This window comes from Streptomyces sp. NPDC107765 (genome assembly GCF_055657085.1).
On sequence record NZ_JBVKBL010000007.1, the window covers coordinates 353,811 to 371,260 of the forward strand.

Consider the following 17,450-nt stretch of genomic DNA (forward strand, 5'->3'; position numbering starts at 1 on the left):
TGTCCCCGGCCGGCGCCCAGGACCGAGGAGATCATCCCGATGAAGCGCGTGTTCCTCAGCGCTGCGACAAGTGTGGTGGCCATGGCGGTCCTGGCCGGTTGTGGCGGTGGGGTGGACACCGTCGATGCGTCGGGGGTCCCACGGTTACCGGCCCGTGCCGCGGACGCGATCAACGGGGCGCCCCGGGTGGTGCCGCCGCGCGAGCCGCGCTCGCTCTTCACGCCCTTCCGTACGACGGGGGACGACGGCACCCAGGTCGTCAAGACGAGGTGGCACGGCCGGAAGTCCGGGTTCACCGGCGACATCTGGGCGTGGGTGCCGCCGCAGTACCAGCAGCCCCGGTACGCCAAGAGCGGCTTTCCGGTGCTGATCGCTCTACCGGGTGCGTACGGCTATCCCTTCAACTACTGGGCGGGGGCGCCGTTCGCGCTGGAGGAACGGATCGCGGAGTGGTCACGGGAGGGCAAGACGCTCCCGTTCATCGTCGTGATGCCGGTGCTCAACCCGGAGCGGAAGTACTACGACGGCAGCGACATCCCGGGGCAGCCGAAGATGGGCACCTGGTTGACCGAGGACGTGCCGGACTTCGCGCGGGCCAACTTCCGTACGTACGGCAGCCGTGACGGCTGGGCCTTCATGGGGTCGTCGTCCGGCGGGTTCGCGGCGCTCAAGGCCGTGCTGAAGCAGCCGCGGACGTTCAAGGCGGCGATCGTCAACGGGCCGGACACCGCGCCTGATTCGCCGATGTGGCGGGGGCACCCGGCGGAGATGCGCGCCAACGACCCCCGCCATCTGGCGCGCGTTCTGGTGGCGCGGCGGGAGCCGGAGGTCTATCTGGCCTTCGAACTCGGCAGCAGGGAGGCCGCGGTTCCCGATGTGAAGCGCTTCATCAGGGACTATACGGGTGGGTCGATCCACTCGACGTTGTTCGAAATACCGGACGGTGTACACAGCGCGCACACCTACATCCAGCGGATGCCCGAATCGCTGCACTGGATCAGCGAGCAGATGCAGGGTCCCGTACCGTCGGCCTGACGTCACCGCCGACCAGACCTACCGCCGGCCAGACCTACCGGCGGCCTGACTCCCGCGCGGATCGGGTCGGCGCCCGCCGTGCACGCCCTCCCTCGGCCCCCTGCCTGGCGCCCCGTCGCCAGGGTGGCCGCGCCGGCCGCGACGGCGGAGGGCCCCGGTGGTGCCGCGATCGGCCGGGCCGTGAGAATGGTGCGTGTCCCGGCCGTGGGTGCGGCCGGGTGTCCGTGTGCCCGCTGGAAGGAGAGTCGTGCGGTATCTGCGAGCGGCCGGCCTGCTGCTGGCCGGTTCGGCGCTGCTGACGGGCAGCTTCGCGGCCGGTGAGCGGTGGCTGGGCGAACGGGGCGCGACCAGCGAGGTGGACGGCGTGACTGATGCCGTACCGCGCGACGAGGTGGCCCGCTCCATCTCGGGCCATCTGTCGCTGCCGGTGATCCTCAAGGGGCCGCGCTCGGTCGACTGCGCGCAGGACCTGCGGGCGGTCGAGGGCGCCCGGACCACCTGCACCGCCCATTACCTGCGCGGGACGGACCGCGGCATGACCGTCCGTGTCGTCCGGGTGCGCGGTGGCGAGATCACGTACGTGCACGACGCCCCGCACCGCTGAGTGCCGCCCCTTCCGTCCACGCCACCAGGGGGCGCCGGGCAGCCGGGAGTTGGGCTGCGCGGGCAGTTCGCCTGCCCCGTTCCGCTCATGCCCTTGGGCTCGCCGCCGCCTCCGCCGCGATGCCGCGTGCAGCCTCCACCTGCCGCCTCCCGTCTTCGCTCGCGCTCGTTGCGATCGCTACGGCCTCGGGAGCCGTTGACCTGCTAGCGGTTCGTCAGGAAGTGGCCGAGCGGGTTGCCGCGGGACCGGCAACGGCGCCCAATAGACCCAAAGCGGGCCATTGTTGAATCTCCTTCAGGTGGATAACAGTTCACATCGCCGTTGGACGACGGACGTTGACGTGATGCTAAGATCATCGCACTTGCCAACGGGCTAGTCACCTGCTATGGCAAGAAAAGAAATCCGCGCATTGGCCTATGAAAATCGCCACCCCCGGGGAGAACGATGCCATTAGCCGGCCCTTTGATGGCTCTCTGGCAGGCGACTGCGCGCGGCCGTTCACGTATGTCAGGGATGGTGAGCGATGCTGTGCACCGCAGTCCGGCATACGACATCCGGTGGCTCCGTCGTCCGAAGAGAGTCCTATGACGCCATACTTCCAGGATCCAGCGCTGTGGGCATTGGTCGCTGGCACCCCTGTCGCCGCAACCGCGATTGTTCGCGGACGAATGAAGATCGCGGAGCTGAAAAAAGAGAAGGTTGAACTCAAGCAGCACTACGCGAATCTTGAGGACCGCTACGCGGAGGCCGTGGAGGAGGCGAAGGACCGGGCCGAAGAGGCCACCAAAACCACTCTGAAGGCCGCCATGCGGACCCTGCAAGGTCTGGCGAGTGAGCAGCAGCTGGCGATTTCCAAACTCCAGGAGGCGTATGGCGAGCACAAGATCCTGCAGGATCTGCTCGACATCGACCACATGAATTCGCAGTTCGCGCGGCGGGCCCAGTCCATCGCCGTGCTCTGCGACGGCTGGCTCGGCCGGCGCCGCCAGGACGCCTCGCTCTACGACGTGGTCCGCAGTGCGAAGGGACGTATTCGTCACTTCACGCGCGTCGAGATCCGGTCGCAGAGCCATTTCGGCATCGTGAGCCGTGCCGTGGAACCGGTGGCGCTGGTGCTCGCCGAACTGCTGGACAATGCGACCAGCTATTCGGCACCCGAGACGGTCATCGAGATCAATATCCGGCCGGTGCCCAAGGGTGTCTGCATCGTCGTCGACGACGCCGGTGTCGGCATGAATGAGGAGGAGAAGGCGCGGGCCGCCCGGCTGCTGTCCAGCGAGAATTCCGCGAGCGTCTCCAGCCTCGGTAATCCGCCGCAGTTCGGTTTCACCGTCATCGGTGTGCTCGCCGCCCGGTACGGCTTCAGCGTCTCGGTCGACTCCACTTCTCCGTACGGCGGCGTGCGCGCGGTCGTCCTGCTCCCCGACGATCTGCTCACGTCCCTGCACGAGCCGGAGGAGAGCCCTGCCGTGGCCGCGTCGACACCGTTGCCGCCCGAGAATCGTCCTGGTCAGGCCCCTGAAGTCGCCGCACATGGCTACCGCGGACAGGCCCCTTCGGCCCCTGCCGCGCCGCCTGCTCCGGCCGCCGCGCCGGCGGAGCCGGAGACCACCGCGGGCGGGCTGCCCAAGCGCCGCCGCCGCGGCGCGATATCCATCGTGCCGGCCGAAGCCGAGAACGACCGGACTCCGGCCCGGGACAGCGCAAGGGCCGCATCCGTGATGGGTGCATTCCAGCGCGGCACCCAATCCGGTCGTCGATCCACCGATGCAAGCAGTGAAGGGCATGAGGTTCAGTGAACTACGATCTGTCGTGGATGCTTGACAGTGCTCTGGAATTGCCCGAAGCGCAGCATGCCATTCTCGTCTCCGCCGACGGCCTTCTCATGGCCCGTTCGAAGGACGTCGGCCGGGATCACGCCGACACCGTCGCCGCCGCCATGAGCGGAATGCAGTCACTGAGCCGTACGGTCGCCGACTTCTGCAACGGCGGCGCGCCCACAGTCCGTCCGCAATGGCGTCAGACGCTGGTGGAATTCGACCATGGCTGGGTTTTCCTGATCTCGGCCGGTGAAGGCGCCTATCTTGCGGTTTCGGCGTCGCCCGATGTCGACATGGCAGAGATCACCTTCCGCATGCAGCAGCTGGTGGGCCAGCTCGGCAAGGCACTGACCAGTCCGCCGCGTGAGAGGGCCGATATCCAGCCATGACGACCGATGACGAGCCGGAGCTGGAACAGGAAGCAGCTGAATTAGTACGGCCGTACGTCATCACCAACGGCCGTGATCTCCTTGATGATCAGGAGTTCTCGCTGATCACCCTGGTCACCGTGCACCCGGAACCGCCCCGCACCAGGCCGCTCGACCCGGAGCGGCTGAGCGTACTCGACCTCTGTTCGGGCGGTTTCCTGTCCATCGCCGAAATTGCCGGGCACACCCGGCTCCCGATGGGCGTCGTCAAGATTCTGGTGTCCGACCTCGTACACGAGGGCCACCTCTGTTCCCGGGCGCCCGTACCCAGCGCCCAGCTTGTCGACCGGAAAATTCTTGAGGAGGTGCTGCATGGGCTCCAGGCCCGCTTTGGATGACGGCGTGTACCTGCGCAATTCAGTGCAGACCGCGGCGAAGATCCTGGTGGTAGGGCACTTCGCGGTGGGGAAAACGACGTTCATCGGGACGATGTCGGAGATTCCTCCGCTGCGTACCGAAGAGGTAATGACCCAGGCCGGCCAGGGAATTGACGACCCGAAGGGCGCGCCGGGCAAGACCACGACGACCGTCGCCATGGACTTCGGCCGGCTCACCCTCAGCGACCAGCTGGTCCTGTATCTGTTCGGAACGCCCGGGCAGCAGCGCTTCGTTCAGGTGTGGGAAGACATGACGCGCGGGGCGCTGGGGGCGCTGGTCCTGGTGGACCCCCAGCGTCTTGAGGAGTCCTTCCCTGTCATGGACCTGGTGGAACACTACGGAATCCCGTACGCCATCGCCGTGAACCGCTTCGACGGGACCCCCGCGCATTCGGTCGACGAGATCCGCGAGGCGCTGGACCTGCTCCCTGAGACGCCTGTTGTCCACTGTGACGCGCGGGACCAGCGTTCTTCGGCAGATTCCCTGATCGCGCTCGTCCGCTATCTCCAGTCCCGCCTCAACTAGGAGTTCAGGCATGCATTCTCCTTCGGAATTCGAGACTCCGCCGCCGGGCTGCCCGGCCCATGCCGACGGCATGAGAACGTCCCTGTACGGCCCGGAATTCGCCGCGGACCCGCACGGTTTCTACGAGCGTCTCCGGCAGTACGGCCCCGTCGCCCCCGTCGAGCTCGCCCCCGGGGTGGAGGCGGAACTCGTCACCGACTACGCCACCGCGCTCCACGTACTCCAGAACCCGGACACCTTCGCCCGTGACTCCCGCCGCTGGCGCGCCCTGAACGAGGGCCGGGTGCCGCTGGACAGCCCGGTGCTCCCGATGATGATGTACCGGCCGAACTGCATGTTCTCCGACGGTGCCGACCACCTGAAACTGCGTCAGGCCGTGACGGACAGCTTCGCGCGCCTGGACATGCACCGGGTGAGCCGGCACGTCGACCGGGTCGCCGCCTACCTGATCGACCAGTTCGGCTTCCGTGGCAAGGCCGACCTGATCAGCGACTACGCCCAGGTGCTGCCCCTGCTCGTCTTCAACGACCTGTTCGGCTGCCCCGCGGAGCTCGGTGACCGGCTGATCAGCGCCATCTCCAACCTCTTCGACGGCGTCGACGTGGAGCGGGCCAACGAGGCCATGGCGGGGGCGCTCTTCGAGCTGGTCACGCTGAAGCGCACCAGCCCCGGTGAGGACATCACCTCCTGGCTGATGCAGCACCCGTCGCAGCTGTCGGACGAGGAGATGGTCCACCAGCTGGCCCTCCTCATCGGGGCGGGCACCGAGCCGGTGCAGAACATCATCGGCAACGCGCTGCGCCTGCTGCTGTCCGACGAGCAGTTCGCCGACGGCCAGCAGGGTGCCGGCGTCCTGGTCGAGGACGCCATCAACGAGGTGCTGTGGAACAGCCCGCCGATCGCCAACTACGCCACCCACTACCCGGTGCACGACGTGGAGGTCTCCGGCACCAAGCTGGCGGCCGGCACGCCGGTCCTGATCAGCTTCGCGGCGGCCAACGCGGACCCGAGCCTGTCCGCCTCACGGCAGACCTTCAGCAAGCGGGCCCACCTGGCCTGGGGCGCCGGAACGCATGCCTGTCCTGCCAAGGACCCGGCGCTGCTCATCTCCATCAGGGCCATCGAGAAGCTGCTGAACACGCTGCCCGACGTCGAGTTGGGCGTGCCGGCGGACACCCTGACGTGGCGGCCCGGCCCGTTCCACCGCGCTCTCATCGCGCTGCCCGCCCGCTTCACCCCGGTGCGCCACACCCGCGGTGAGGCGACGCCGGGCGGCGGCAGCGACCCCCGGCCGGGAGATGCGTCGGCCCAGCAGGACAAGGGCAGGTCGCAGAAGGGCAGCTGGTGGAGCGGGTTTCTCAACTGGTGGCGTGTGTGACGTTGCTGACAGAGTAAATGTTCATTGACCGCATGAATGTTCAAGCTCGGGGGTATGCAGCGTTGGCGTTTACTGTGTGATCTTCTGGAAGAAGGTGTCGCTGTGGAGCCCGCTCTGGCCACTGCCCCCGTTGACCGGCGCAGCGTGGTTTCGCTCTTCTCCCGTCTGCGTACGGGAGTTGGTCAGGCAAATCCCTTGCCCTGGTATGTGAAGCTCAGGGAAATGGGGGATATTGTCCCGGCGCCTTGGGGCGGGCACCTGGCGACTTCTTACGCTCTGTGCCACCAGGTCCTGCGCAGCAGAGCATGGCGGGTGCCGGACAGCGGCTGGCGGGCCCGCCAGGTCGATGCGGCGCGCTGGAAGGCACCCGCATCACGCCAGATGGGCGGCACCCTGCCCATGCTCAACCCGCCGGATCACACCCGGATGCGGCGGTCGGTGGGAAATGTCTTCGACCGCCATTCCCTGGCGGTGATGAAGAGTTCCATCGAGCGTACGGTGAATCGGCTGCTCGACCGCCTGGACGAGGAACTCGCCTATGGCCCAGCCGATTTCTGCGCCCTCGTCAGTGACGAATTGCCGGTGATAACCATCGGCGAATGGCTGCAACTTCCGCCGGCCGATTACCCGTTGCTGCGATCGCTCACCCACGACCAGGTATTCACCCAGGAGCTGTTTCCGACCCGGAGTCAGCTTGCGCTTTCCGACCGGGCCACCGGTCAATTGCGGGAATATTTCACCGCTCTGATCCGTGACCGCAGGAGGAATCCCGGGACGGACCCGGTCTCGTCCTGGCTCGCCGTCTGGGACGACCTCGAACCCGACCGGGCGGCCGCCGACGAGGCCGTTTTCCACCTTGCGCTGTTCATGGTGCTGGCCGCGCTGGAGACCACCGCCCACGTCCTCTCCGGGGCGGTCCGCCTGCTCCTGGAGCACCCGCGCCAACGGGACTGGCTGCGCACCCGGCCCGAGCACATACAGGGCGCCATCGACGAGGTCCTCCGCTACGACGCCCCGATACACATGATCAGCCGGGTCGCTCCGGAGGACACCGTGCTCGCCGGGGTCACCATCCGCGAGAACGAGATGGTGCAGCTCATGGTCGGCGCCGCCCACCACGACCCGCGTCAGTACGCGGACCCCGAACTCTTCGACATCCGCCGGCGGTCCCCCCACCTCAGCTTCGGCGGCGGCATCCACTTCTGCCTCGGCAACGCGCTCGCCCGTATGGAGGCGGAGTGCCTGCTCACCGCGTTGCTCCGGCGCCTCCCCGGCCTGCGGCTCGCGGGTGCGCCCGGCTGGGCGTCCCGGGTGGCCTTCCGCCGCCTGATCACACTTCCGGTCGCCCGTGCCTGAGTCGCCCGGTGGACCGGGCTCCCACGAAGCGTGGAACAACGAACAAGGAACCGCCATGATGCACGACTTCAAGTCCCTCCTCGTGTCCCAGGAAGGGCCCGTCCTCCGGGTGCAGTTGAACTGCCCGGAGACCGGCAACGCCATATCCGGACCGATCCTCGACGAGCTGCTCGCGGTCCTGGGGGCCCTGGACGACGAGACCGGCATCAGGGTGCTGGTCCTCTCCGGCGCGGGCGACGACTTCTGTCTGGGCGGCGACCGCGCGGAATTCCCCGCCCTGCTCGCGGCCGACCCGAGTGGGGTGGAGCTGCGGGCGCTCGCCAACAAGGCCCGCCGGGTGTGTGACGCCCTCGCGACCACCGATGTCGTGACCATCGCGCGGCTGCACGGCGGCGTGGTCGGGGCCGGTGTGGGGCTCGCCGTCTTCTGCGATCTGCGGGTCGGCGCGGACAACTGCCGCTTCCGGCTGCCGGAGCTGGGCCTGGGCGTGCCGCCCGCCTGGGGCGGCATCATGCCGCGGCTGCTGAGCGAGGGAGGCGCCGCCCGGGTGCGCGAGCTGATACTCACGGCCGACAACTTCGACGCCGTCACCGCGCAGGAGCTCTCCCTCCTCCACAAGGTCGTCCCCGCCGATCAGCTCGACAGTACCGTCACGCGCTGGACCAAGCCGCTGATCCGCCGGTCTCCCGCGGCCCTGCGGACCGCCAAGCTCATGATGAACGGGTACGCAGGCGCCCACCGCCTCGCGGACGCCTCCCTCTTCGACGCCGAGCTGCTGTCGTCGGCGCTCACCGTCGCCGCCTCCGTCGGACGCCGCTGAGGTTCCTCCGCGGCGTCGCCGAGGCCCTCCACGAGCCCTCGCGACGCCCCCGGCCGCGGCGCGGTCCCCACGCCCGCCCCGCGGCCCCCGCCCCGGCGTGCCTCAGTCCGCCGTCATCGCTTCCCGGTGCCCGGCCGCCAGTTCCAGGTACATCGCCGCATTGACCCGGATCATCTCGCGCTCCTCGGCGGTCAGTTCGCGCTTGACCTTCGCCGGTACACCGGCGACGAGGGAGCCGGGCGGCACCTGCATGCCCTGCGGGACCAGTGCCTGGGCGGCGACCAGGGAGCCGGCGCCGATGTGGGCGCCGTTCAGGACCGTGGCGCCCATGCCGATGAGGACGTCGTCCTCGACGGTGCAGCCGTGCAGCACCGCGTTGTGGCCGACCGAGACCCGGTCGCCGACGGTCACCGGGAAGCCCGGGTCGACGTGGACGGTGCAGTTGTCCTGGATGTTGCTGTCGCTGCCCAGCACGATCGGGCCGCAGTCGGCCCGCAGCACCGCGTGGTACCAGACGCTGGCGCCCGCGGCCAGGGTGACCTCGCCGAGCACCACGGACGTCGGGGCGGTGAACGCCGTCGGATCCACGTTCGGCTCCTTGCCGCCCACCGGTGAAATCAACGCCCGTTCCGCCATCCTGGATCTCCTCGCCGTTTGTGCGCCGCGCCTCCAGCACCGTAGATGACCCACGGGCCGGGGGGCCGGGCCGTCGGCCGGTAGGGCGAAGATCACAGCCCGGCGCGCGGTCCGGCACCCGGGGTGCTGAGTACGGTGTGCGGGTGCCGATCAACCAGAACGTGTTCTCGTCCTTGGCGGCCTGGCGGCGCCGGGCCGTGTCGCGCGCCGTCCACCGCGGCGCGCGCTGGGTGCGCGAGGCCGCGGCCGTCACGGCCGGCCGGCCGGGACCGTACCGCTTCCGCCGGATCGGCACCGGCACCCGGCTCGCGTTCCCGCAGGGCACCGTCTTCGGCGACCCCTGGATCGAGATCGGCGACCACTGCATCATCGCCCAGGACGTGACGCTCACGGCGGGCATGATGCCGGACCTCGACCTCGGCCCGGAGCCGATCCTCACGCTGGGGAACGGCGTGGTCCTCGGCCGCGGCAGCCATGTGATCGCCGATGTCCGGCTGACGATCGGCGACGACTGCTTCTTCGGCCCCGGTGTGTACGTCACCACCACCAACCACAGTTACGACGACCCCGAGGTGCCGGTCGGCAAGCAGTGGCCGCGCAGCGACCCGGTCAGCATCGGCCCCGGCAGCTGGATCGGCACCGGTGCCGTCATCCTGCCCGGTGCCCGGCTGGGCCGGAACGTGGTGGTCGCGGCCGGCGCCGTGGTGCGCGGTGAGGTTCCCGACCACGCGGTGGTCGCCGGCGCGCCCGCCAAGGTCGTCCGCCGCTGGGACCCGGCGACGGGCTGGCAGCCGCCGCTGCGCACCCCGGCGCCGGTGCCGATCCCGGACGGCGTCACACCGGCGCAGCTGCTGGCGCTGGGGGAGTGGGCGGCGGACGGGATCACGGCGCCCGCCGGGGAGGCGTAGCGCCGCGGCCCGACGGATTGTCAGCCGCCGGAGGCGAGCAGCACCGAGCCGACCAGCGCCAGGGAGGCGCCGGCCGTCTGGATGGCCCGCATCCGCTCCTTGAGGACGCCGAGCGCGGCGAGCGTGGTGACGACGGGGTAGAGCGAGGCGAGCACCGCGGCCATGGTGACCGGGCCGTGCTGGGCGGCGAGGGAGTACGTGCCGTTCGCGGCGACGTCCGCGATGCCCACGAAGGCGAGCATCGGCAGCGAACCCTTGAGGGCCGCGAACCTGCCCTCGGGCAGCGCCGGGGTGCCGCGCCGCACCGCCGCGTACAGGGCGGCCCCGCCGACCGCGACATTGCACACCCGCTGGACGAAGAGTGCGAGGAACAGCCCGGTCACGGTCGTGGACGCCTCCGATATCAGTGCCATCACCGCACCGAAACCGAGCGCCGAGACCAGCGTCAGCACGATCGTCTGGCGGGCGATGGACGCGCCGCCGATCTTCGGGCCGCCGGCCAGCAGCACTCCGACGACCGCCACGACCATGCCGGCGCCCTGCAGCAGCCCGGGCCGTTCGCCCGCCACGAAGCCGACGCCGAGCGGTACGAGCACCGTGCCGAGCGCGGCGAGCGGGGAGACCACGCCCATCGGCCCGAGCGCCAGGGCGCGGTAGAAGCAGAGCATCGCGGCCGGGCCCACGACGCCCGCCCCGACCGCGAACCACAGCTGCGGACCGGCCTCCCGCCAGCCACCCGTCGCCACCACGATGGCGCCCAGCACCACGGCGGCCAGGGCTTGCGAGACCACCACTACGGTCAGCGCCTGGAATCGTCGGGTGAGCAGTCCGCCCCCGAAGTCGGCGAGCCCCCAGAGGAGGCTGGTGGCCAGGGCGAAGACCGCTGTCATGGTGAAACCTCGCAGTACAGTGAACCGGACGCTGAAGTACACCACACCGTAGTCCAACAAAATGAACTGCGGCATCTAATTTATTAGCCTCGACTTGGACGGACCGTGACGGACCTCGACCAGCTCACGCAGTCGCTCGCCCGCAACCTCAAGCACTGGCGCGCCGAGCGCGGCTTCACCCTGGACGCCCTGGCGGCCCGCGCCGGCGTCAGCCGCGGCATGATCATCCAGATCGAGCAGGCCCGTACCAACCCGAGCGTGGGAACCACCGTCAAGATCGCCGACGCGCTCGGCGTCAGCATCACCACGCTCCTCGACTACGAACAGGGCCCCCAGGTCCGCATCGTCGGGCCGGGCGAGGCGGTCCGCCTGTGGTCCACCGACGCGGGCAGCTTCACCAAGCTCCTCGTCGGCGCCGAGGCACCCGGCCCCTTCGAACTGTGGGACTGGCGCCTGATGCCCGGCGACGGCAGCACCTCCGACCCCCATCCGCCCGGCACGGTCGAACTGCTCCACGTCCGCGCCGGCACCCTCACCCTCGTCGTCGACGGGGTCGACCACACGGTGCCGGCCGGCGCCTCGGCGACGTTCGAGGCCAAGGTCGCGCACGGCTATCGCAACGACGGAACCGAACCGGTCGAGATGACCATGTCCGTGATCATCCAGCTCGCCCGCTGAGACGGTCCCGCGGCGGCCGGCCGCGGCTGTTAACTTGGCGCCATGCCCGTCCCGATGGATGCCTTTGACGAGGTCCGGCCCGCCGTCGAGTGCCTGGACCTGCTGACCGAGCCCGTCGCCGCGGCGGTCCGCGCCTGGAGCGGCTCCGTACCGGTCGAGGAACTCCGCTTCGTCGACACCGACCCGGCCATCGCGGACACCGCCCTGCTCGTCGAGCACTACGGCCCCTGGCTGCTGGAGCAGTCGGCGAACTGCGTGGTGGTCGCCGGCAAGCGCGGCGGCGAGACCACCCTGGCCGCCTGCGTCGTCCTCTCCCACACCCGCGTCGACGTCAATGGTGTGGTGCGCCGCCAACTCGGCGCGCGCAAGGCGTCGTTCGCGCCGATGGACCGGGCGGTCGGCGAGAGCGGCATGGAATACGGCGGCATCACCCCCGTCGGCCTGCCCGCCGGCTGGCCGCTGCTCGTCGACGCCGCCGTCGCCGACACCCCGTACGCCCTGATCGGCAGCGGCAGCCGCCGCGGCAAGCTCATCGTCCCCGGCAAGGCACTGGCCGAACTCCCCGGCGCCACGCTCCTGGACGGCCTGGGCATCGCCTAGTTGCGGCCTTCCGGCCCCCGGTCGGACCAAGACGGCCCCGGGTGTCGGTGCCGGCGCCTAGCCTGCGGTACATGACGATCGACGACGAGAGGCTGACGCGGCTGCGGACCGCCGCGACGGCCGGTGCTGCCGAGGCCGCCTTCGCGCTGGCGCGGCTGCTGTGCCTGACGGCCACCGGCCCGGCGCACGCGCCGGAGGGCCTCGAAGGCCCCGGACAGAGCTGGCCGGAGGAACCCTGGCTGCGCGCCGCTCTCGGCAGCCATCCCGGTCACGTGCCCGCCATGACCCTGCTGGCCGGACGGCTGGCCCAGCAGATCGACTTCTGGCAGAACATGCACGAGCTCAACCCCGAGGCCGCCGAGGCGTACGGAGAGGACGATTCCACTCTCGCCCGGCGGCAGACCGAGGCGGACGGACTCCTCGCCCGGGCAGGCGCCGCCGGGCCCGGGCACCACGGCGCCGGCCCGTACAGCTTCTACGTGCTGGACGACACCGGCTGGAGCGGCTCGACCGCGCACCGCGCGACGATCGTCGCGTCCCGCCCCGAGGAGCTGCGCTGGGCGTGCGACCAGTGGTTCTCGGTCGTCGGCGGCTGCGGGCTGAGCGGGGCGCCGACCCTCACCGCGTACACGCACGGCGAGGAGACGCGCGTCGTCCACCTCGCCGAACACTTCGACCGGACCGTCGACTGGGACGCCGTCGCCCTCCCGCCGCTGACCGGTGAAGAGTTGCCTGCCGGGCTTGCGGTGCCCGGCAGCGGCCTCCACTACGGCTTCGCGGCCCGGGTGGATTAGGGCACCGGGTGGAGAGGACGGATGCCTCCGGGCGGGCCGTGCGCCCGCTCAGCCGGCCTTCCGCCGCACGCCCGCGCGCAGGTCCAGCGACAGCGGTGTGGAGTGCTCGTGGAACCCCAGGCTGCGGTACAGCGGTTCGGCGCCGTCCGTGGCGTGCAGATCGACGCGGCTGACGCCCTGCTCCGCGAACCAGCCGAGCAGGGCCTCGGTGGTGGCACGGGCATAGCCGCGGCCCCGATAGCGCGGGTCGGTACAGACGTTGAAGACGAAGCCGAAGCGGCCCGTGGGGTGGCCCGGCGCGGGCAGCCGCTGCTCCACCGTCCCGACCGCACACGCCGCCAGATGCGGCGCACCGGCCGCCTCGTCGCCCGCCACCACGAACGCACCCAGTCGCGCCTCCGGCCCGGACAGCAGCCGGTGCGCCACCGCCTCCGCCTCGCGCTCCCAACTGCCGGGCCGGTCCTCGCCGTTCATCGCCCGGAACATCAGCCGGCGCAACCGGACCAGCTCGGCGGCGTCCCCGGGGGCGGCGGCCCGTATTTCGCTCATGTACGGACGCTAGCGGACGCCCGGCTCAGCCCAAACGCGGTATCTCAATGGCCGGACAACGGTCCATGACCATGTCGAGACCGGCATCGCGCACGCGGTTCCAGGCCGCCTCGTCGACCACGCCGAGCTGGAACCAGACGGCCTTCGCGCCGGCCGCCACCGCCTCGTCGGCGACCGGCCCCGCCAGCTCGCTGTTGACGAACACATCGACCACGTCGACCGGGAACGGGATGGCGTCGAGCGAGGGGTAGCCCGGCTCGCCGTGCACCGTCTCGGCCTTCGGGTGCACCGGAACGATGCGCTTGCCGTAGCGCTGCAGCACCTCGGCGACGCCGTACGCGGCGCGCCGGTCGTTGTTCGACAGGCCCACGACGGCCCAGGTGTCGCCGAGCTCGGTGAGGATCCTGCGGATCGTACTGGGATCGCCGTACACGCACTGCCTCCTGCTCAGGGAAGGTTCTCGTGCGGATCAACGGCCGGCACCGCCGGAAGATTCCCGCCCGGGCCCCGGCGGGCGCGCCCGTGGACGCAGGCGCCCCGCCCGAAGGGGAAGGCGGGCGGGGCGGGTTCTTTAGTGGGGCGGGGCGGAGGCGGTCAGCGGCGGGCGCGGACGACCGTGCCGCCGGCCAGTCCGGCGCCGACGACGGTGCTGCCGGTGGCGGCCCGGGCCGGCTTGCCGATCGCCCGGCCGCCGCCCACCGGTTCGGCGCCGGCGGCCGCGGTGCCGGGTCGCAGCGCCCCGTTCGCGGCCGCGCTCCGGGCCTCCTCCGGCGCCTCCGCGGACGTCCCGGCCAGCGCGGCACGCAGTTCCTCGGTGTCGACCAGCATGCTCACCGGACCGGTCGGGTTCAGGTACAGCGCATGGCCCGGAGGAAGCTGGTCGACGAGGTCGGCCACCGGACGCCGGTCGTACAGCAGCCGGCCCACCGACTCCAGGTAGCCCTCCGAGGTGTAGACCGGGATCACCGGGGTGCCCTCGGGCGAGGCGGCGGCCAGCGGGCTGCCGGTCGCGGTGACCAGGACGGACACCTCGGCCCGCGCCAGCGCCGCGGTGACGTCCTGGCCGGGCCCGTAGCCGGTCGCGGCCAGCTGCACCGCGCGGTCCACCGGGTCGGCCGGCTCCGACCACTCCAGCATCTGCGGCGACGGCCGGTACTCCGGGTTGTCCCGCCACTCCTCGATCTCACCGGTCGGCCCGGAGCGCCACTGCCCGATCAGCGCCCAGAGGGGCGGCGGCCCCTCGCCCTGCCACGTCAGATCCACCAGGGCCAGCCAGTGGTCGGGCGCCTCGCGTGCCGCCTCGACGACCTCCGGCGGGGGCTCGGGCATGTCCTCGCCCGTCAGCGGCTCGCCCGCCGTCATCGCCGACTGTGTGCTCTCTTCCATGCAGCCCTCCGCCAACCCGCCGTTCGGTTCCTGCGCGTACGAGCGGGGCCCCGGAAACACGAGGCTCTCGCACGGGCCTCACCCTGCCCACGGCAGGCTCCGACGTCTCCCCGACGCACCGTGCGGACGGGGCGGGTACGCCGCCTGGCCGTGCGGACTGCGCCCGTCCGGCGGACCCCCGTGCCCTTTTGGCGGACGGCCCCGCGCGGCGCGGGCCGCCGGGCCCGGAGCCCGTTGTCACAGGGGCCGCATAGGCTGGAGCGATGCAGGAGCAGTACCGCACGCTCGCGCGCGAGGGTGTCCACGAGATCGAGATCAACAAGTCCCGCTTCCTCTGCGCGCTCGCGCCCGTCGCGGACGAGACCGAGGCGCAGGACTTCCTCGCGCGCATCCGCAAGGAGCACCCCACCGCACGCCACCACTGCTGGGCGTACGTCCTCGGCGCGGACGGCGGCGTGCAGAAGGCCAGCGACGACGGCGAGCCGGGCGGCACCGCGGGCGTCCCGATGCTGCAGATGCTGCTCCGCCGCGAGGTGCGCTACGTCGTCGCGGTCGTCACCCGCTATTTCGGCGGCATCAAGCTCGGCGCCGGCGGGCTGATACGCGCCTACGGCGGCGTCGTCGGCGAGGCCCTGGACGCGCTGGGCACGGTCACCCGGCAGCGCTTCCGGCTGGCCACGGTCACCGTCGACCACCAGCGGGCCGGCCGGGTCGAGAACGACCTGCGGACCACCGGCCGCGCGGTGCGGGAGGTGACGTACGGGGCGGAGGTGCGCATCGAGGTGGGGCTGCCGGAGGCCGAGGTGGAGGCGTTCCGCGGCTGGCTCGCGGACGCGACGGCCGGTACGGCCCGGCTGGAGCTCGGCGGCAAGGCGTACGGGGAGCTCTGATCGGCGGCGCGGCCTACGGGGGAGGCGGCCGGCCGCGGCGGCCGGTGTGACGTCAGCTCCGCGGTCACGGCGGAAAGTCCGGTCCGTGCCGGTGCGCGGCGGTGCCGGGCGTGTCAGCCTGTGGCGCGGCGACGGGTGCCGCACCGGCGAGCGGCGGGGGCCCGGGCTCCGCCGTGCCGGCACGAGAAGGGGGCCGCCGATGCCTGAACTCCTCGACGAGCGGGCGGGATTCGTCCGCCGGATCGGCCTGTTCCAGGCCACCGCCATCAACATGAGCCAGATGTGCGGCATCGGCCCGTTCGTCACCATCCCGCTGATGGTGGCCGCCTTCGGCGGACCGCAGGCGGTCATCGGATTCCTCGCCGGCGCCGTCCTGGCGCTCGCGGACGGGCTGGTTTGGGCCGAACTGGGCGCCTCGCTGCCCGGCGCCGGCGGCAGCTACGTCTACCTGCGGCAGGCGTTCCAGTACCGCACCGGCAAGCTGATGCCGTTCCTGTTCGTCTGGACGGCCATGCTGTTCATCCCGCTGGGCATGTCCACCGGCGTGATCGGCTTCGTGCAGTACCTCGGCTATCTGTGGCCGGGGATGAGCCAGGGCCAGGGCGATGCCGTCGGGCTCGTGGTCACGGTGGGCATCGTGGTGCTGCTGTGGCGGCGGGTGGAGCGCATCGCCCGGCTCACCGTCGTCCTCTGGGTGGTGATGATCGCCGCCGTCGTCCTCGTCATCATCGCCGCGTTCACCCACTTCAGCCCGGAGCGCGCCTTCAGCTACCCCGCGCACGCCTTCGAGCTGACGGCCGGTCATTTCTGGGTGGGCTTCGCGGCCGGGCTGACCATCGGCATCTACGACTACCTCGGCTACAACACCGTCGCCTACATGGGCGCCGAGATCCGCGATCCCGGGCGCACCGTCCCGCGCGCGATCATCACCGCCGTCCTCGGCATCATGGCCATCTACCTGCTGCTGCAGATCGGCACGCTCGGCGTCGTCGACTGGCGGGAGATGCTCGACCCGCACTCCCCGGCGTCCTCCTCCGTCGCCTCCGCCGTGCTGGAGCGGGCCTGGGGCAGGGACGCGGCCGGCACCGTCACCGTGCTCATCCTCGTCACCGCCGTCGCCTCCGTCCTCACCGGGCTGCTCGGCGGCTCCCGGGTCCCCTACGACGCCGCCCGCGACCGGGTCTTCTTCCGCCCGTACGGCACCCTCCACCCGCGCCACCGGTTCCCGGTGCTCGGCCTGCTCACCATGGGGACGGTGATGGCGGCCGGCTTCCTCCTGGGCCGGCACACCGACCTGGCCACCGTCATCCAGCTGCTCACCACCGTCATGGTGATCGTGCAGTCGCTGGCCCAGGTAGCCGCGGTCACCGTGCTGCGCCGCCGCCAGCCGGCCCTGCGCCGCCCCTACCGGATGTGGCTCTACCTGCTCCCCGGGCTCGTCGCGCTCGTCGGCTGGCTGGTGATCTACGGCTACGCGGACCGCAACGCGCCCGGCCGGCACCCCATCGAATGGTCGCTGGCCTGGGTCGCGGCGGGCGTCGTGGCGTTCCTCTGCTGGGCCCGCCGCGAGAAGGAGTGGCCGTTCGGCCCGAAGCGGATCGACGAGCGGTACCTGGAAGGAGACGAGCGCTCCCCGGAAGCGGAGGGACGCGGCGACGGGCACCGGGACGGGCGCGGCGACGGCGGCGACCGCCCGGCCGGGGACGAGGCCGGCGCCGCCGGTGCCGGGGGATAACCCCCGCTCGGGTCTCGTGGCTGCCGGATGGGAGTCCGGG

20 protein-coding genes are annotated in these 17,450 nt (G+C 71.1%); 15 read left to right on the forward strand and 5 right to left on the reverse strand.

The window, feature by feature from the left end; translation table 11 throughout:
• Positions 1-39: 39 nt before the first annotated feature.
• The 9 genes from ACZ7MX_RS19835 (at position 40) to ACZ7MX_RS19875 (ending at position 8,344) form a co-directional block, all read left to right on the forward strand.
• Positions 40-1,035, forward strand: a complete 996-nt coding sequence (locus ACZ7MX_RS19835) for an alpha/beta hydrolase (RefSeq protein ID WP_472133819.1) — start codon at positions 40-42, stop codon at positions 1,033-1,035.
• A 247-nt stretch (positions 1,036-1,282) separates the two neighbouring features.
• On the forward strand, positions 1,283-1,639 hold the full coding sequence (locus ACZ7MX_RS19840; RefSeq protein ID WP_472133821.1) for a DUF4333 domain-containing protein: 357 nt from the start codon (positions 1,283-1,285) through the stop codon (positions 1,637-1,639).
• A 584-nt stretch (positions 1,640-2,223) separates the two neighbouring features.
• Positions 2,224-3,438, forward strand: a complete 1,215-nt coding sequence (locus ACZ7MX_RS19845) for an ATP-binding protein (RefSeq protein WP_472133823.1) — start codon at positions 2,224-2,226, stop codon at positions 3,436-3,438.
• Positions 3,435-3,848: a roadblock/LC7 domain-containing protein gene (locus ACZ7MX_RS19850; protein WP_030413583.1), complete on the forward strand. Its 414-nt coding sequence runs from the start codon at positions 3,435-3,437 to the stop codon at positions 3,846-3,848. The genes ACZ7MX_RS19845 and ACZ7MX_RS19850 overlap by 4 nt, the downstream gene beginning before the upstream one ends.
• Positions 3,845-4,225: a DUF742 domain-containing protein gene (locus tag ACZ7MX_RS19855; protein WP_030413584.1), complete on the forward strand. Its 381-nt coding sequence runs from the start codon at positions 3,845-3,847 to the stop codon at positions 4,223-4,225. The genes ACZ7MX_RS19850 and ACZ7MX_RS19855 overlap by 4 nt, the downstream gene beginning before the upstream one ends.
• A complete protein-coding gene (locus ACZ7MX_RS19860; RefSeq protein ID WP_030413585.1) occupies positions 4,200-4,790 on the forward strand; it encodes a GTP-binding protein in 591 nt (196 codons plus the stop codon). The genes ACZ7MX_RS19855 and ACZ7MX_RS19860 overlap by 26 nt, the downstream gene beginning before the upstream one ends.
• Before the next feature lie 10 nt (positions 4,791-4,800).
• Complete coding sequence (locus ACZ7MX_RS19865) at positions 4,801-6,168, forward strand: cytochrome P450 (protein WP_472133826.1); 1,368 nt, start codon at positions 4,801-4,803, stop codon at positions 6,166-6,168.
• 312 nt (positions 6,169-6,480) lie between these two features.
• Entirely contained in the window at positions 6,481-7,524 is a 1,044-nt protein-coding gene (locus ACZ7MX_RS19870; RefSeq protein ID WP_472133828.1) for a cytochrome P450, read from the forward strand.
• Positions 7,525-7,579: 55 nt separating this feature from the next.
• Positions 7,580-8,344, forward strand: coding sequence for an enoyl-CoA hydratase/isomerase family protein (locus ACZ7MX_RS19875; protein WP_472133829.1), 765 nt, complete (start codon positions 7,580-7,582; stop codon positions 8,342-8,344).
• Positions 8,345-8,446: 102 nt separating this feature from the next.
• Here the strand turns inward: ACZ7MX_RS19875 and ACZ7MX_RS19880 are convergent, their stop codons facing one another.
• Positions 8,447-8,980 (reverse strand): gamma carbonic anhydrase family protein, encoded by a 534-nt coding sequence (locus ACZ7MX_RS19880; protein ID WP_472133831.1) that lies wholly within the window; start codon positions 8,978-8,980, stop codon positions 8,447-8,449.
• A gap of 137 nt (positions 8,981-9,117) precedes the next feature.
• Between ACZ7MX_RS19880 and ACZ7MX_RS19885 the strand changes: the two genes are divergently transcribed.
• The gene (locus ACZ7MX_RS19885; RefSeq protein WP_472133833.1) at positions 9,118-9,888 is read left to right on the forward strand and encodes an acyltransferase; all 771 of its coding nucleotides are present in this window, start codon (positions 9,118-9,120) and stop codon (positions 9,886-9,888) included.
• Between the two features lie 20 nt (positions 9,889-9,908).
• On the opposite strand, the gene ACZ7MX_RS19890 is transcribed toward ACZ7MX_RS19885, so the two are convergent.
• Positions 9,909-10,778 (reverse strand): EamA family transporter, encoded by an 870-nt coding sequence (locus ACZ7MX_RS19890; RefSeq protein WP_472133835.1) that lies wholly within the window; start codon positions 10,776-10,778, stop codon positions 9,909-9,911.
• A 105-nt stretch (positions 10,779-10,883) separates the two neighbouring features.
• On the opposite strand from ACZ7MX_RS19890, the gene ACZ7MX_RS19895 reads away from it, so the two are divergent.
• The 3 genes from ACZ7MX_RS19895 (at position 10,884) to ACZ7MX_RS19905 (ending at position 12,850) form a co-directional block, all read left to right on the forward strand.
• Complete coding sequence (locus tag ACZ7MX_RS19895; protein WP_472133836.1) at positions 10,884-11,456, forward strand: helix-turn-helix domain-containing protein; 573 nt, start codon at positions 10,884-10,886, stop codon at positions 11,454-11,456.
• A 42-nt stretch (positions 11,457-11,498) separates the two neighbouring features.
• A complete protein-coding gene (locus tag ACZ7MX_RS19900; RefSeq protein ID WP_472133838.1) occupies positions 11,499-12,056 on the forward strand; it encodes a YbaK/EbsC family protein in 558 nt (185 codons plus the stop codon).
• A gap of 71 nt (positions 12,057-12,127) precedes the next feature.
• A complete protein-coding gene (locus tag ACZ7MX_RS19905; protein ID WP_472133840.1) occupies positions 12,128-12,850 on the forward strand; it encodes a hypothetical protein in 723 nt (240 codons plus the stop codon).
• A 48-nt stretch (positions 12,851-12,898) separates the two neighbouring features.
• On the opposite strand, the gene ACZ7MX_RS19910 is transcribed toward ACZ7MX_RS19905, so the two are convergent.
• The 3 genes from ACZ7MX_RS19910 to ACZ7MX_RS19920 form a co-directional block, all read right to left on the reverse strand.
• Positions 12,899-13,399, reverse strand: a complete 501-nt coding sequence (locus ACZ7MX_RS19910) for a GNAT family N-acetyltransferase (protein WP_472133841.1) — start codon at positions 13,397-13,399, stop codon at positions 12,899-12,901.
• 25 nt (positions 13,400-13,424) lie between these two features.
• Complete coding sequence (locus ACZ7MX_RS19915) at positions 13,425-13,832, reverse strand: CoA-binding protein (RefSeq protein ID WP_472133843.1); 408 nt, start codon at positions 13,830-13,832, stop codon at positions 13,425-13,427.
• 161 nt (positions 13,833-13,993) lie between these two features.
• Positions 13,994-14,785, reverse strand: coding sequence for a type VII secretion system-associated protein (locus ACZ7MX_RS19920; RefSeq protein WP_472133845.1), 792 nt, complete (start codon positions 14,783-14,785; stop codon positions 13,994-13,996).
• 263 nt (positions 14,786-15,048) lie between these two features.
• On the opposite strand from ACZ7MX_RS19920, the gene ACZ7MX_RS19925 reads away from it, so the two are divergent.
• Both ACZ7MX_RS19925 and ACZ7MX_RS19930 read left to right on the forward strand, forming a co-directional pair.
• Positions 15,049-15,675, forward strand: coding sequence for a YigZ family protein (locus tag ACZ7MX_RS19925; RefSeq protein WP_472133847.1), 627 nt, complete (start codon positions 15,049-15,051; stop codon positions 15,673-15,675).
• A 199-nt stretch (positions 15,676-15,874) separates the two neighbouring features.
• A complete protein-coding gene (locus ACZ7MX_RS19930) occupies positions 15,875-17,410 on the forward strand; it encodes an APC family permease (protein ID WP_472133849.1) in 1,536 nt (511 codons plus the stop codon).
• Positions 17,411-17,450 lie beyond the last annotated feature (40 nt).

What these genes read in the sequence shown, in the direction of transcription:
- ACZ7MX_RS19880 (WP_472133831.1), bottom strand. Translation starts at nt 8,980, where the DNA reads ATGGCGGAACGGGCGTTGATTTCACCGGTGGGCGGCAAGGAGCCGAAC.
- ACZ7MX_RS19930 (WP_472133849.1), top strand. Translation starts at nt 15,875, where the DNA reads ATGCCTGAACTCCTCGACGAGCGGGCGGGATTCGTCCGCCGGATCGGC.
- ACZ7MX_RS19900 (WP_472133838.1), top strand. Translation starts at nt 11,499, where the DNA reads ATGCCCGTCCCGATGGATGCCTTTGACGAGGTCCGGCCCGCCGTCGAG.
- ACZ7MX_RS19865 (WP_472133826.1), top strand. Translation starts at nt 4,801, where the DNA reads ATGCATTCTCCTTCGGAATTCGAGACTCCGCCGCCGGGCTGCCCGGCC.
- ACZ7MX_RS19910 (WP_472133841.1), bottom strand. Translation starts at nt 13,399, where the DNA reads ATGAGCGAAATACGGGCCGCCGCCCCCGGGGACGCCGCCGAGCTGGTC.
- ACZ7MX_RS19920 (WP_472133845.1), bottom strand. Translation starts at nt 14,785, where the DNA reads ATGGAAGAGAGCACACAGTCGGCGATGACGGCGGGCGAGCCGCTGACG.
- ACZ7MX_RS19845 (WP_472133823.1), top strand. Translation starts at nt 2,224, where the DNA reads ATGACGCCATACTTCCAGGATCCAGCGCTGTGGGCATTGGTCGCTGGC.
- ACZ7MX_RS19890 (WP_472133835.1), bottom strand. Translation starts at nt 10,778, where the DNA reads ATGACAGCGGTCTTCGCCCTGGCCACCAGCCTCCTCTGGGGGCTCGCC.
- ACZ7MX_RS19905 (WP_472133840.1), top strand. Translation starts at nt 12,128, where the DNA reads ATGACGATCGACGACGAGAGGCTGACGCGGCTGCGGACCGCCGCGACG.
- ACZ7MX_RS19875 (WP_472133829.1), top strand. Translation starts at nt 7,580, where the DNA reads ATGATGCACGACTTCAAGTCCCTCCTCGTGTCCCAGGAAGGGCCCGTC.
- ACZ7MX_RS19855 (WP_030413584.1), top strand. Translation starts at nt 3,845, where the DNA reads ATGACGACCGATGACGAGCCGGAGCTGGAACAGGAAGCAGCTGAATTA.
- ACZ7MX_RS19925 (WP_472133847.1), top strand. Translation starts at nt 15,049, where the DNA reads ATGCAGGAGCAGTACCGCACGCTCGCGCGCGAGGGTGTCCACGAGATC.
- ACZ7MX_RS19860 (WP_030413585.1), top strand. Translation starts at nt 4,200, where the DNA reads ATGGGCTCCAGGCCCGCTTTGGATGACGGCGTGTACCTGCGCAATTCA.
- ACZ7MX_RS19835 (WP_472133819.1), top strand. Translation starts at nt 40, where the DNA reads ATGAAGCGCGTGTTCCTCAGCGCTGCGACAAGTGTGGTGGCCATGGCG.